Origin of the sequence: Lentzea alba (assembly GCF_011067745.1) — a bacterium.
Classification (GTDB): Bacteria; Actinomycetota; Actinomycetes; order Mycobacteriales; family Pseudonocardiaceae; genus Lentzea; species Lentzea alba.
Window position 1 is genome coordinate 60,289 of sequence record NZ_JAAMPJ010000002.1, and the last position, 13,295, is coordinate 73,583.

The window sequence follows — 13,295 nt, forward strand, 5'->3', positions numbered from 1 at the left end:
AACACCTTGTAGCGCGCCGCAATGGCCCGATTACCGGGCGAAAGCGTTCGTTAACCGGGCGCTTGAAATTCTGTCAACAAGGGCGGCCGAACGTACCAACGCCGCAACGGCGCTGGCAACTGGTTTTCCGGCCCGCCACTACTTGTCGCGACGCCGCCATTCGGGTGCTCCGCTGAGCACGCCGGCCAGCGGCGCACCGGCGTCGACCCCGGAAACCGTTGGCAACACACCAAGAAGATCCACTACCTGGAACAACGGCAACGCCACCGCCTGGGCCTGGATCTGCGGCTCGATGCGGGCAAGCGCGTCGCTGAGCAGAACCTTGCCGTTCAGCGCGGCGTCGATGTCCGACTGGATCGCCGGATCGCAGAACCCGGCCGGGTTCTGCGGGCTGGGGGTCGCCCCGTCCGGAGCGTCACCGACACAGCCGTAAGCGCTCGCCAGCCCCGCCGCCGAGTCACCGGCGTCGACCCGCGGCACCACCGCGAGGTCGATGTCCTTCTCGAGGAGCTGCTTGCTGAAGAGGTCCTCGGCGTTCGGCGTGACGACCTCCGCCTGGATGCCCCGCTCGGCCAGCTGCGCCTTCATCCGGTTCGCGATGACGACGTACGGCTCGACCTTCTCGGGCGCGGCGATCCGGAGCTTGAGCGCCTTGCCGCCCTTCTCCCAAGACCCCTGCGCGTTCTTGGCGTAGCCCACCTCGGTGAGGAGCTGGTCGCTGACCGCCGCGTTGAGCGTGTTGCCCGTGATCGTCGCCTGGTAACCGGTGCGGCTCGGCGGCACGACGTACGAATCGGCCCGGAACTGCGCACTCGGCCCGCTCTGGGTGCCGGACGCGATCAGCGCGTCCCGGTCGAGGGCGGCCACGATCGCCTTCCTCGTCTTGACGTCCTTGAGCTGTTCGCTGACGGGCCGCAGCAGCACCTGCGCGACCTCGTTGCGCGGCACGGGTTTCGTGGTCAGGTCCTGAATCGCCTTGAGCAGGTTGACATCCGAGGCGTCCGCCCGCAGCAGCGCCGCCTGGTTGTCCCCTTTGGACAGTGACTCGGCCATCGCGGTGTGCGTGGCCCTGCGGATCACCACGCGGTCGAGCGTCGTCGGCACCTCCCAGTACCGGTCGCTGCGTTCGAGGATCACCTCACCGCGCGGCTCGTCCAGGCTGCGCACCGCGAACGGCCCCGCGGTGGCCGGGAAGTTGCTGCTGAGCACGTTCGACCACGTACCGGGCGCGTCCTTGAGCAGGTGCGCCGGCAACAGGTTCGCGAACAGGCTCCGCCAGCCCGGGAACGGCTTGCCGAACGCGACCTCGACGACCTTGCCGCCCTCGCGCGCGCTGATGTTGTTGATGAGCCGGTAACCCGCCGGATCCACCACGCCGGGTTCGCTCCGCATACGCTGCCAGAGGTAGTAGAAGTCCTCTGCGGCGATCGGAGCGCTGTCCGACCAGCTGGCGTCCTTGCGGATCGTGTACGTGACGGTGAACGGCTCGGCCTTGGTGACCTTCGCGCTCACCATGAGGTTCCGGTCGAGCTGCGGCGTGCCGTCCGCCCCCGCGCGGAAAGCGCTGGGCAGCAGGAGCGAACTCAGCGCGGTCGTGATGGGGCTCTGGGCCGCCAACGAGTGCGGGTTGTAACCGCCCGCCACGTCGTCCACGCCCACCACGATCTCGGTCACCTTGGGCCCGGTCGTGGTGATGACCGGCGCCTCGGACTTGGGGACGAGGGGCGGAGGTGGCGCGTTCGTGCACGCTGCGGCTGTGCCGCACAGGATGGCGGCAGCCAGCACTCCCCCGAGTCGCCTCATGGTCCTCACATTGCCAGAAGGATGGTGGTGGCGTTCGAGCAACCCAGGTTTTGTCACCCGCGCCACTAGAGGGACGTACCGGGGTGGCGGCGGGTTGCCCGCACGGTGGGTAGTACGGCTCACCTGGTCGAGTGGTTCGGGGCTGGGGTCGGCTGATTTCGACCGGCTGAAACTGATCGGCGCCCCGCCGTCTGGCCCGCCGAGATCTTGATGAGGGGAGCTTTCCCAAACCTCAGGTTTAGGAAAGCTCCCCTCATCAAGATGAGGTCACGCCATCAACGCCCGCCCGGACACGACGAAGGGCGGCCAGGCCATCGGCCCGGCCGCCCCTGTCAGGCGTTACGTCAGCGGCGACGCTGGGTGGGTCAGCCGCGCTGCTTCAACCGCGAGCGCTCGCGGCCGCGCAGGTTGGCGTCGAGGGTCACCTTGCGGACGCGGATGACCTCCGGGGCGACCTCTACGCACTCGTCGGAGGCGCAGAACTCCAGGGCCTCCTCCAGCGAGAGCTTGCGGGGGCGGGCCAGGGTCTCCATCACGTCGGCCGTGGAGGAGCGCATGTTCGTGAGCTTCTTCTCGCGGGTGATGTTGACGTCGAGGTCCTCGGCGCGCGGGTTCTCGCCCACCACCATGCCCTCGTAGGCGTCGGCGCCCGGCTCCACGAAGAACGTGCCGCGGTCGGCCAGCTGGATCATCGCGTAGGCGGTGATGGAGCCGGTGCGGTCGGCGACCAGGGAACCGTTGTGGCGGGTGCGGATCTCGCCCGCCCAGGGGCCGTAGCCCTCGGAGACGGCGTTCGCGATGCCGGTGCCGCGGGTTTCCGTGAGGAACTCGGTGCGGAAGCCGATGAGGCCGCGCGACGGGACCACGTAGTCGAGCTTGATGCGGCCGGTGCCGTGGCCCGACATGTTCTCCATGCGGCCCTTGCGGTTGGCCAGCAGCTGCGTGACGGCGCCGAGGTGCTCCTCGGGGCAGTCGACGGACAGGCGCTCGAACGGCTCGTGGATCTTGCCGTCGACCGTGTGCGTGACGACCTGGGGCTTGCCCACGGTCAGCTCGAAGCCTTCGCGGCGCATCTGCTCGACCAGGATGGCCAGCGCCAGCTCGCCGCGGCCCTGCACCTCCCAGGTGTCCGGGCGCTCGGTCGGCAGGACCTTCACCGACACGTTGCCGACGAGCTCGGCGTCGAGGCGGGCCTTGAGCACGCGGGCGGTGAGCTTGGTGCCGCCGTTGCGACCGGCCAGGGGCGAGGTGTTCACACCGACGGTCATCGAGATGGCCGGCTGGTCGACCGTGATCCGGGGCAGCGCCTCGGGGGCCTCGGCGTCGGCCAGCGTGTCACCGATGGTGATGTCCGCGATGCCGGCGATGGCGACCAGGTCGCCCGCCCGCGCGAACTCGGCGGGGACGCGGTCCAGCGCCTCGGTGATGAGGAGCTCGGTGATGCGGACCTTGACGGGCTCGCCGTCCTCACGGCACCACGCCACGGTCTCGCCCTTGCGCATCGTGCCCTGGTGGATGCGGCACAGCGCGATACGACCGAGGAACGTCGAGGCGTCGAGGTTCGTGACGAGCGCCTGCAGCGGGCCGTCGACGTCGACGTGAGGAGCCGGGATGTGGTCGAGCAGCACCTGGAACAGCGTGTCCAGGTTCTCCTCGTCCGGCAGGCCGCCGTCCTCGGGCTGGGTCAGCGACGCACGACCGGCGCGCGCGGAGGCGTAGACGACCGGCAGGTCCAGCACGGACTCGTCGGCGCCGACCTCGGTGGCCAGGTCGAGCAGCAGGTCGTGGGCCTCGTCGACGACCTCGGAGATCCGGGCGTCGGGGCGGTCGACCTTGTTGACCAGCAGGATCACCGGCAGACCGGCGGCCAGCGTCTTGCGCAGCACGAACCGGGTCTGGGGCAGCGGGCCCTCGGAGGCGTCGACGAGCAGCACGACACCGTCCACCATCGACAGAGCGCGCTCGACCTCACCACCGAAGTCGGCGTGGCCGGGAGTGTCGACGACGTTGATGATCACGTCACCGTCCGGCGTGTGCCGACGCACAGCCGTGTTCTTGGCGAGGATCGTGATGCCCTTCTCACGCTCGAGCTCGCCGGAGTCCATGACCCGGTCGACGAGCTCGGCACGCGCGGAGAAGGCGCCGGACTGGCGCAGCATGGCGTCGACCAGGGTCGTCTTGCCGTGGTCGACGTGCGCGACGATCGCAACATTTCGCAGGTCAGTTCGCGTCTGAAGGGCAGACGCGGTGGCCGTGGGCACGCAGAACTCCTAGAGCTTCGAAGGCGTTGGAGGGGCTCGCGCCGGACACTTCGATGCGCAGGGCCGTTACTCATCTTACCGGCTACGTCGCCATTACCACACAAGAGTGCCAGTGAAGTGAGCCTCACCTACTCTAGCGATACGTGTCGGAGTGGAGTTCAACCAGTGGGTAAAAAGCTCAAGAAGAAGTGCTGCAGGTCGAAGCCCCAGTGCAAGCGCTGCCCGGTTCCGTTCCTGCTCAAGGAGCGTGACAAGGCGCGCAAGAAGGCAGCGAAGAAGGCTGCCAAGGCAGCCAAGAAGGCGCTGAAGAAGGCCGCTTGATCCGCCGTGCGCTCCTGGTCCTGCTGCTGACGGCCACGACCGCGGGAGAACCCGTCCCCGAGGCCCGCGCGTACCTCGACACCGCCCTCGACCTGCTCCAACAGCACTCCTTCGAGAGCTTGGAGGCTGACTGGCCGAGGCTGCGTGCCCAAGCTCACCGTGACGCCGCACACGCACGGCGGCCGGCCGACACCTACCCGGCGATCGAACGGGCTATCACCACTCTCGGCAACCCGCACACCAACCTGCTCGCCTCACCCGACGGCGGCGCGCCGTCGTCGGGTGAGCGCAACGTCCCGGGCGGCCGGATGATCGGCTCCGTCGCCTACCTCACGCTGCCGCCGACCGCCTCCGAGGACGGCGACGTGTACGTCGACTCGGGCCGGCGCCTGATGCACGACCTCGTCGCCGCTCACCCCGGCGGCTGGGTGGTCGACCTGCGCGGCAACTTCGGCGGCGACATGGCCCCGATGCTCACGGTGGTCGCGCCGCTGCTCGGCGAGGGCAAGAAGGGGGCGTTCGTCGGCCGGGACGGCACCAGGACCGACTGGGGTGTGCGCGACGGCCACGTCTTCAACGGCGAGCTCGTCCGGTTCCCGCAGGTGGAGATGCCCGCGGCGAACGGCGCGGTCGCGCTGCTGGTCGACGGCCGGACCGCGAGCTCGGGAGAAGCGGTGCTGATCTCGTTCATCGGCGCGCAGAACGCGCGCAGCTTCGGCGGGCCGACCGCGGGCTACGCGTCGAGCAACGAGCTGTTCGAACTGCCCGACGGCGCCCAGCTGGCGATCACGACAGCGCTCATGGCCGACCGCACCGGCCGGACGTACGGCAACGCCCCGATCACCCCGCACACGCTCGTCGGCGACGGCGACGCGCTCACAGCGGCGATCGAGTGGCTGTCCGAACAGACCTAGCCCTGCAGCACGGCCTCGTTCAGCTTCATGAGCTCGGGCGCCGTCCGCGTCGCCTCGAACTCGCAGATCTCGTACTTCACCAGTTTCTGCTCGGCCCACGGGTCCGTGGCGAGCAGCGCATCGAGCTTCCCGCGGGGCATGGGCCGCGTGATGATCACACCGCCGACCCTCGGCACCTGACGCCCGGAGGCGAGGAACAAACCTCGCTCGTACTGCTGCTCGACCCACGCTCGGTGGTCGGGCAGGGCGTAGTCGATCTGTTCCAGTGGCGCGACGTACTTCAGCAGCACGATGAACATCCTTCAACGGTAGTCCTATACTGCCGAACATGCGCACGATGAACGCCTACTGGTGGGCCGCTTTCAGGCGGCCGGAGTAGCTGTGCGCTGACGCGTTCACAGGCCGCCCGAGACGGGCGGCTTTTTTGTGCGTTTCGTCCGGGCGGTCCTTCACGGAAGGACCAACGACCATGATCCGCTTGTCCGCCATCACCCCGTCGGGCCAAGTCCACCTGGGCAACTACCTCGGGGCGTTGCGCACGTGGGCTCGTGAGGGCACCGACGAGGACGTGTACTTCATCAGCGATCTGCACGCGATGACGTCGTCGCACAACCCACAACGTCTGCGATCCCTGACCAGGGAGCAGTTCGCGGTGCTCATCGCGTCCGGCATCGCCCCGGAGAGCACCTGCGTGCAGAGCGACCTGATCCGCGAACTGGGGGCGCTCAACTGGGTGCTGGAGTGCACCTGCACGTACGGGGAGGCCGCGCGGATGATCCAGTTCAAGGAGAAGTCGCTCGGGCGCGACTCCGTCCGCCTCAGCCTGCTCACCTACCCGGTGCTGATGGCCGCGGACATCCTGTTGCAGGGCACCGCGGAGGTCCCGGTCGGCGAGGACCAGCTCCAGCACGTCGAGCTGGCCCGTGCGCTCGCCCGCCGCTTCAACCACGCGTACGGCGAGGCGTTCATCGTCCCGACCGCGGTGGTGCCGAAGGTCGGAGCGCGCATCAAGGACCTCTCGGACCCGACGCGCAAGATGGACAAGTCCGCCCAGAACTCCACGGGCGTCGTGTTCGTCCTGGACGATCCGGACCTGGTGCGGCGCAAGGTCCGGCGGGCCGTGTCGTCCACCGAGGGCATCGCGAACCTGACCGAGATCCTCGTCTCCTGCACCGGCAAGGACCCCGAGGACTACACGAGCAGGTTCGCGGACCTCAAGAACGTCGTGGCCGAAGCGGTGATCGAAGAACTGAGGCCCGTGCGCGACCGCACGCTGGAACTCCTCGCGGACCCGGCGGAACTGGACCGCGTCCGGCAGGCGGGCGCGGAACGGGCCCGCGAACGCGCGCAGCACCGGCTGAACGCGGCGCTGCGCCTGTCCGGACTCAGTTGAGGAGCGTTTGAAGGGCAGGTACCAGCACCCGGTCCGCCGGCAGCCAGTCCACCCCGGGCAGCTCGTCGGCGGTGAGCCACCGGACAGCGTTGTGCTCCAACGCTTCCGGCTCACCGCCGACGAGCGATGCCGCGTAGATCCGCAACACCATGTCCTTCTTCAACGGCACGTCCGGCCCGACCTGCTCGCCAACGGCGACCGGCACGCCGAGCTCTTCCACGCATTCGCGCACCAACGCGTCCGTCGGCTTCTCGCCGGGCTCGACCCGCCCACCGGGCAGTTCCCACTGCCCCGCATGGCTTTCCGGATAGGACCGCTGCTGGGCCAGCAACCGTCCATCCCGGACGATCGCCGCCCCGACCACGACCCGGGCCGCCCGAAGTTCCTCACACCGCGCGGCCAGCAACGCCGACCGCTTCTGCAGCACCCGCAACGCCATCCCGCGCCCGACCGTGACGTCCGCGAACCGCCCGACCACGCCACCCACGGTCGTCCAGCTGACCCGGTCGATCACCATCGTCCCGGCCCCGGTCACCACCAGATCCGTGTGCAGCTCCAGAAACTCCCCGGCAGCGGACACACCGGACAGATCAGCCCGCGTGACCGTCAGTCGGACCCCGAACGGTCCGGCCAGCTCGTCTCCCAGGCACAGCAGGGAACCCCGCACCTTCACCCCGAACCCCGTAATCAGTGAGGTCTCCAGCAGGGCTCCGGCAACAGCGGCAACTGGCGCGTCGACCAGCGCCGACGCTCGCAATTCTGGCACCAGAGCTTGCTACCAGGACGGCCAGCGGATCTCCAAACGCGCACCACCGGCAGGTGACTCCGCGGCCCGCACCGAACCGCCCCGCCGTTGCACGAGATGCGCCACCAGCGCGAGCCCGAGCCCGAAACCACCGGACCGCCGGCCGCGGTCCTCGTCCACCCGGTAGAACCGGTCGAACACCTTCGTCCGGTGCTCGACGGGAATCCCGTGCCCGTCGTCGTCCACGAGCAACCGCACGTCTCGTCCCACCGGCACCAACGTCAGCGTGATCGTCGAGTACGCGTACCGGGCGGCGTTGCGCAGCAGGTTGTCCAGCACCAGCTCGACCTCGGAACGGGTGGCCGACACCAGACAGGCCGACGGCGGAGCGTTCAACCGCACCAACAGATCCGTGTCGAGCCGGGAGATGGCCGCCTCGGCCTCCAGCACCAGATCCACGGCCTCGGCCCTGGGCGGTGCCGCGGTGTCCGCCCGCGCCAGGATCAACAGCGAGTCCACCAGCGCACTGAGCCTGATCGACTCCTCGACCACCGACTCCAGCACCTCGATCGAGAAGTCCGGATCCGGATGCGCCACCGCGACCTCGGCCTGCGCCCGCACCGAGGCAACCGGCGACCTCAGTTCGTGCGCCGCGTCCCCGGTGAACCGCCGCAGCCGGTCCGACGCCTCGTCCCGCCGGGCCAGCAACGCGTTCAGCGCCTCCGCCAACGCCTGCAGCTCGTCCCGCGACGGCGGCACCGGCAACCGTTCCCCGTGCGGCAGCTCGCCGGCGGCGACCCGCATCCGTTCCACCGGCCGCAACGACGACCGCACCGACAACCACGTGGCGATCCCCACCAGCCCGGCGACCAGCACCGCCGCGACCAGCAGCCACCGGGTCCCCAGCGTGTTGGCGTTCTCGTACCCGAGCAGCTTGTCCCCGTACACCTCGAGCCGCGGCGACCCGTCCGCCGCGAACACCACCTGCCCGCGCCACCGGTAGGCAGAGGCCCCCTCCAGCCGCAGCACCGTTTCCCCGGACTTCAGCGACCGGATGTCCTGTGCTGTCAACGGAAGCGGCGGTTTGCCGTCCACCGGCACCCCGGACACGTCCAGCACGCGCGGCGCTTCCTTGGCCAGTTCCTGGTCCACCGCGGTGATCTGGACCAGCCCGATCAACGCCGGTGCCAGCCCGGTGAACGCCAGCAGGCACAACAACGCCACCCCGGTGGCGACCACGGTGATCCGGAAGCGCAACGTGCGCCGGAACCACCAGCGGCGAGGATTCACCTGTTGCCCAACGCGCTGTCGAGGTCCGCGGTGGACGCGATGTACCCGTGCCCTCGAATCGTCCGCACGACCTCGCCGGCCCCCACCGCCTCCAGCTTGCGCCTGAGGTACCCCACGTAGACCTCGACCGCGTTCCGGGTGGCGGCCTGCTCGTCTCCCCAGACCGTCCGCAGCAGCTCGTCCTTGGTGACCACGGACCCGGCCCGCGACGCCAGGACGTCCAGCACCGCGTACTCCCGCGGGCTCAGCGAGACGTCCTGCCCGGCCCAGCTGACCTCGCGCAACCCGCGGTCGATGACGAGGTTCCCCAGCGTCAGCTTTCGGCGCGCCCCACCACCACGCCGCAGCAACGCCCTGACCTGCGCCACCAGCACCACGAAGCTGAACGGCTTGACGAGATACCCGTCGGCCCCGAGGTCCAGCCCGTCCGCCTGGTCGACCTCGCCGTCCTTGGCCGACACCATCAACACCGGCGTCCGCACGCCGTCCGCCCGCATGCGCTGCAACACCCGGTACCCCGACAGCCCGGGCAGCATGATGTCGAGCAGCACCACGTCGAACGCACCGGTCAACGCCACCCTCAGCGCGGTGGGCCCGTCCGCGGCAGTCACGACCTCCATGCCCTCCGCCGCCAGGCCACGCTCCAACGCCCGACGCACGCCGACTTCGTCGTCCACGACCAGCACCCGAGGCTTCACACCGCACAGCATGCCGCGCACGGCTCTCAGCCGCGCGCATGATCTCAGCCGACTCTCAGCAAGCACCCTGCAACGGGCGTAAAACCGCAGCTAGAAGTAGTCTCAGCACCATCTCAGCAACCTCGATCCAAGCTATGAGTACAAGCCCTTGGAGGAGGGGACCTAGATGAACAAGCGAAAGGTGACCCTGGCCGCTGCGGCGGCCGGTGTGCTCACCGGTGCGGCAGGCCTCGGCCTGCTCGCCATGCCGGCAGGCGCAGGCCAGCCACCATCACTACCGGACGTCTCCGCGGAGTCCCTCGTCGAGCAGGTCCTGACGAGCAAACCCGGCGCGTTCGGCGGCACCGTGGAGGTCGACAACAAGCTGGGCCTCCCCGCGATCTCGGAGATCCCGCAGCTCGCGGACGGCAAGCACAGCGCCCGGATCTGGACGGACGGCAACGGCAAGCTGCGGCTCGCCCTGCCCAACGGCCAGTCCGAGCAGACCATCGTCGACGACGGCACGACCACGTGGTCGTGGAACTCGCAGGACAACGAGGTCACGAAGTCCGAGCACAAGGCCGACGAGAAGGCCGAGAAGCCGGAAACCGGCCAGAAGGCGATCGACCCGGCCACCGCGGCCAAAGAGATCGTCGGCCTGACCAAGGAGTTCAGCGACATCAGCGTCGACGGCACCGCGAGGGTCGCCAACCGCGCTGCCTACGAGCTCGTGCTGACCCCGAAGGCCAGCGAGAAGACGCTGATCCGCGAGGTGCGGATCGCCGTCGACTCCGAGCTCAAGATGCCGCTGCGGGTCGCCGTCCTGACCAACGGGACGAGCGAGCCGGCGGGCACCGTCGGGTTCAGCCAGATCGACGTGGGCCCGCAGGACCCGAAGCTGTTCGAGTTCACCCCGCCCGCCACCGCCAAGGTCACCACGCCGGAGGCCAAGGAACAGCGGCAGCAGGGCAAGCCCGAGGTCGGCATCGAGCAGGCGTTGCACGGCAAGGACCCGCAGATCTTCGGCACCGGCTGGGACACCGTGGTCGGCGCGAAGATCCCCGGTGAGGCCATGGCCCAGGTGCCCGCCGAGGCGCAGGGTCTGGTCGACCGGTTCACCAAGCAGGTCAGCGGCAGCTGGGGCAGCGGCAAGCTGTTCAACACCAAGGTCGCCACGATCCTGATCGCGGACGACGGCCGTGTGGTCGCGGGTGCCGTGCCCGAGCAGGTCCTGTTCGACACGATCGGACAGGTGAAGTGACCACCTCGACCAGCGCGCCGGTGACGACGAGCACCAAGACCGCCGTCGCCGCGCGGACCAGAGGTCTGCGCAAGGAGTACGGGAGCACGGTCGCCGTGGACCGCGTCGACCTCGAGCTGCCGGAAGGAGCCGTGCTCGGCATGCTCGGCCCCAACGGGTCGGGCAAGACGACCACGATCCGGATGCTGCTCGGGTTGGTCCGCCCCACGCAGGGGGAGATCGAGCTGCTCGGCAGGCCGCTTCCGGACGGGGCCGAGCAGTCGCTGCCGCACGTGGGCGCGCTGGTCGAGGGTCCGGGGTTCCACCCGTTCCTGAGCGGGCGGGAGAACCTCATCCGCTGTGCCGCGTTCGAGCCGCTGCTGCCGAAGAAGCAGATCAAGCAGGCGGTGGAGGACGCACTCGAACGCGTCGGGCTCGCCCAGGCGGCCCACCGCAGGTACCGCGGGTACTCGCTCGGCATGAAGCAACGCCTCGGCCTGGCCGCGGCGTTGCTCGTGCCGCGCAAGCTGGTCGTGCTCGACGAGCCGACCAACGGCCTCGACCCGGCCGGCACCCGCGAGATCCGCAAGATCATCGCGGAGCTGCACGAAGCGGGCAGCACGGTGCTGGTGTCCAGCCACCTGCTGAGCGAGGTCGAGGCCACCTGCACGCACGTCGCGGTCCTGCACCGCGGAACCGTGGTGGCGCAGGGAGAGCTGACCGAACTGCTGCAGGCGGGCGGTTCGGCGCTCCAGGTGATCACACCGGACGTCGAAACGGCGTTGAGCGCCCTGCGGCAGGCCAAGATCTCCGCACGGCCGCTGGGTGAGGGCCTGCGGGTCGAGCTCGCCGGCACCTCGGCGCCCCAGGTGATCGAGACGCTGGTGAAGGCCGGCGTCGGGGTGTACGAGGCGACGCGCTGGAAGACCGGCCTGGAGGAGCTGTTCGCGCGGCTCACCGAGGCCGAGGAGGCCGAGCGGGGCATGTCCGCTGTCGACACGCTGGACGGGGGACCGCGATGATCACGCGTCAGTTCGGTTCCGAGGTGCGCTGGATGCTGCGCCGGCCGCGCACCATCATCGGCCTGTTCGGCCTGGTCCTCGTGCCGATCATCATCAGCTTCGGCATCTGGACCGCGGGCGGTGAGGAGGGCGGCGGCCCGCCCGGCCTGGGCGCGATCCTCCAGGGCAACGGCCTGGTCGTGCCGATCTTCACGTTGTTCCTGTCGCTCAACCTGTTGCTGCCGCTGGTGGCGTCGATCTGGGCGGCGGACGGCCTGGCGGGCGAGGCGCAGCACGGCACCCTGCGCGGACTGCTGGTCGCACCGGTCTCCCGCGTGCGGCTGCTGTTCGTGAAGCTGTTCGGGCTCACCGCGATGTCGCTCTTCGCCGTCACGCTGATGGCGGTCGTCGGCATCATCGCCGGCACCGCGTTCCTCGGCACGAACGGCATGGTGACGCTGACCGGCACGACCCTGTCCACCGGGGAAGGCCTGCTGCGCATCGCCCTGTTCATCGTCCTGGTGACGTTCCAGATGGTGGCGATCGGCGCGGTGGCCCTCGCGGTCTCCGCGACCACCGAACACCCGCTGGTGGTGCAGGCGGCGACGATGACGACGATCATCGTGTTCCAGGTGCTGGGGCAGTTCTCCTCGCTGGACTGGCTGCACCCGTTCCTGATCACGACGGGCTTCCCCGGGCTGGTCGACGTGATGCGCGACCCGATCCCGTTCGGCCAGATCTGGGACAGCACGCTGCTCGCCGGCTGCTACCTGCTGATCGGCACGGGCCTGGCCGCAACACGCCTGATCACGAAGGACAGCTAGTTGTTGATGAGGGGAGCTTTCATCAACCTCAGGTTGATGAAAGCTCCCCTCATCAACAAGCTCATCAGCGGAACCCGCCTTCGCTGTTGATCACCTGACCGGTGATCCACTCAGCGTCGTCGGTGCAGAGCCAGGAGACCAGCCGGGCGGCGTCGTCCGGCTGGCCCCAGCGGCCGAGCGGCATCCGCTCCCGCACCCACTCCCTCGTCTCCGCGTTCGCGTAGCCGGTGTCGGTCGGGCCGGGGTTCACGGCGTTGATCGCGATCCCCTGCCTGATCAGGTGGTGCGACAACGTGGACATGATCCCCACCAGCGCGCCCTTCGACGCCGCGTACGCGACCTCGTTCGGCATCGGCCCGAGGTTCTGTCCGGACGTCATGAACACGACCCGCCCGCCCTTCGCGCCGTCGTGCTGCCGGGCAAACGCTTGCGTCAGCAGGATCGACGACCGCGTGTTCACCGCGTAATGCCTGTCCAGCATGGCCGCGTCCAACTCCCCCAACGGACCGTCCGACCCGCTGAGCGCGTGGTTGCACACCAGGACGTCGACCCGCCCGTACGCCTCGACCGCCGCCGCGACCAGCTGATCCGGTGCATCCGGCTCGGCCAGGTCGACGCCGAGGTGTTCGACGCGGCCGTCGATGCCGGCGATCACCTCGTCGATCGGGTCGGCGCCCCACGGCTGCGCGGCGTCGTGTGCCACGTGGTGCTGCACGAACAGGTCGGCGCCGAGCCCCGCCAGCCGGGAAGCGATCGCGTAGCCGATGCCCTGCCGCCTGCTCACTCCGGTGACGAGCGCGACTCGTCCTTCTAGAAGCCCCATAGG

The 13,295-nt window shown here is 69.3% G+C and carries 13 protein-coding genes; 6 read left to right on the forward strand and 7 right to left on the reverse strand.

The window, feature by feature from the left end; genetic code table 11:
* Positions 1 to 138: 138 nt before the first annotated feature.
* Together G7043_RS08540 and typA are read right to left on the reverse strand one after the other, a co-directional pair.
* The gene (locus G7043_RS08540) at positions 139 to 1,803 is read right to left on the reverse strand and encodes an ABC transporter family substrate-binding protein (protein WP_166045058.1); all 1,665 of its coding nucleotides are present in this window, start codon (positions 1,801 to 1,803) and stop codon (positions 139 to 141) included.
* Positions 1,804 to 2,168: 365 nt separating this feature from the next.
* Positions 2,169 to 4,064, reverse strand: coding sequence for a translational GTPase TypA (typA, locus tag G7043_RS08545; RefSeq protein WP_166045059.1), 1,896 nt, complete (start codon positions 4,062 to 4,064; stop codon positions 2,169 to 2,171).
* 165 nt (positions 4,065 to 4,229) lie between these two features.
* Here typA and G7043_RS08550 point away from each other — a divergent pair, with 165 nt between their 5' ends.
* Complete coding sequence (locus G7043_RS08550; protein ID WP_162185756.1) at positions 4,230 to 4,385, forward strand: hypothetical protein; 156 nt, start codon at positions 4,230 to 4,232, stop codon at positions 4,383 to 4,385.
* Positions 4,382 to 5,299 (forward strand): S41 family peptidase, encoded by a 918-nt coding sequence (locus G7043_RS08555; RefSeq protein ID WP_166045060.1) that lies wholly within the window; start codon positions 4,382 to 4,384, stop codon positions 5,297 to 5,299. Before G7043_RS08550 ends, G7043_RS08555 begins: the two co-directional genes overlap by 4 nt.
* Here the strand turns inward: G7043_RS08555 and G7043_RS08560 are convergent.
* A complete protein-coding gene (locus G7043_RS08560) occupies positions 5,296 to 5,598 on the reverse strand; it encodes a YciI family protein (RefSeq protein WP_166045061.1) in 303 nt (100 codons plus the stop codon). The two genes, G7043_RS08555 and G7043_RS08560, sit on opposite strands and share 4 nt — an antisense overlap.
* Positions 5,599 to 5,768: 170 nt before the next feature.
* Between G7043_RS08560 and trpS the strand changes: the two genes are divergently transcribed.
* The gene (gene trpS, locus G7043_RS08565; protein WP_166045062.1) at positions 5,769 to 6,692 is read left to right on the forward strand and encodes a tryptophan--tRNA ligase; all 924 of its coding nucleotides are present in this window, start codon (positions 5,769 to 5,771) and stop codon (positions 6,690 to 6,692) included.
* Here the strand turns inward: trpS and G7043_RS48135 are convergent.
* From G7043_RS48135 to G7043_RS08580, 3 genes are read right to left on the reverse strand one after another with little or no spacing between them, the layout of a single operon-like run.
* Complete coding sequence (locus tag G7043_RS48135) at positions 6,685 to 7,458, reverse strand: (deoxy)nucleoside triphosphate pyrophosphohydrolase (protein ID WP_313887760.1); 774 nt, start codon at positions 7,456 to 7,458, stop codon at positions 6,685 to 6,687. The two genes, trpS and G7043_RS48135, sit on opposite strands and share 8 nt — an antisense overlap.
* Positions 7,459 to 7,467: 9 nt before the next feature.
* Positions 7,468 to 8,727 carry a sensor histidine kinase gene (locus G7043_RS08575; RefSeq protein WP_166045063.1) on the reverse strand — a complete coding sequence of 420 codons (1,260 nt, stop codon included), beginning with the start codon at positions 8,725 to 8,727 and terminating at the stop codon, positions 7,468 to 7,470.
* On the reverse strand, positions 8,724 to 9,437 hold the full coding sequence (locus tag G7043_RS08580) for a response regulator transcription factor (RefSeq protein ID WP_166045686.1): 714 nt from the start codon (positions 9,435 to 9,437) through the stop codon (positions 8,724 to 8,726). The genes G7043_RS08575 and G7043_RS08580 overlap by 4 nt, the downstream gene beginning before the upstream one ends.
* Before the next feature lie 154 nt (positions 9,438 to 9,591).
* Between G7043_RS08580 and G7043_RS08585 the strand changes: the two genes are divergently transcribed.
* The 3 genes from G7043_RS08585 to G7043_RS08595 are packed head-to-tail and all read left to right on the forward strand — an operon-like array spanning position 9,592 to position 12,469.
* Positions 9,592 to 10,665, forward strand: a complete 1,074-nt coding sequence (locus G7043_RS08585; protein ID WP_166045064.1) for a LolA family protein — start codon at positions 9,592 to 9,594, stop codon at positions 10,663 to 10,665.
* Positions 10,662 to 11,666, forward strand: coding sequence for an ABC transporter ATP-binding protein (locus G7043_RS08590; RefSeq protein WP_166045065.1), 1,005 nt, complete (start codon positions 10,662 to 10,664; stop codon positions 11,664 to 11,666). Before G7043_RS08585 ends, G7043_RS08590 begins: the two co-directional genes overlap by 4 nt.
* On the forward strand, positions 11,663 to 12,469 hold the full coding sequence (locus G7043_RS08595; RefSeq protein ID WP_166045066.1) for an ABC transporter permease: 807 nt from the start codon (positions 11,663 to 11,665) through the stop codon (positions 12,467 to 12,469). The genes G7043_RS08590 and G7043_RS08595 overlap by 4 nt, the downstream gene beginning before the upstream one ends.
* Positions 12,470 to 12,533: 64 nt before the next feature.
* Here G7043_RS08595 and G7043_RS08600 read toward each other — a convergent pair whose 3' ends face one another.
* Positions 12,534 to 13,292, reverse strand: coding sequence for an SDR family oxidoreductase (locus G7043_RS08600; RefSeq protein ID WP_166045067.1), 759 nt, complete (start codon positions 13,290 to 13,292; stop codon positions 12,534 to 12,536).
* Between the last annotated feature and the right edge of the window lie 3 nt (positions 13,293 to 13,295).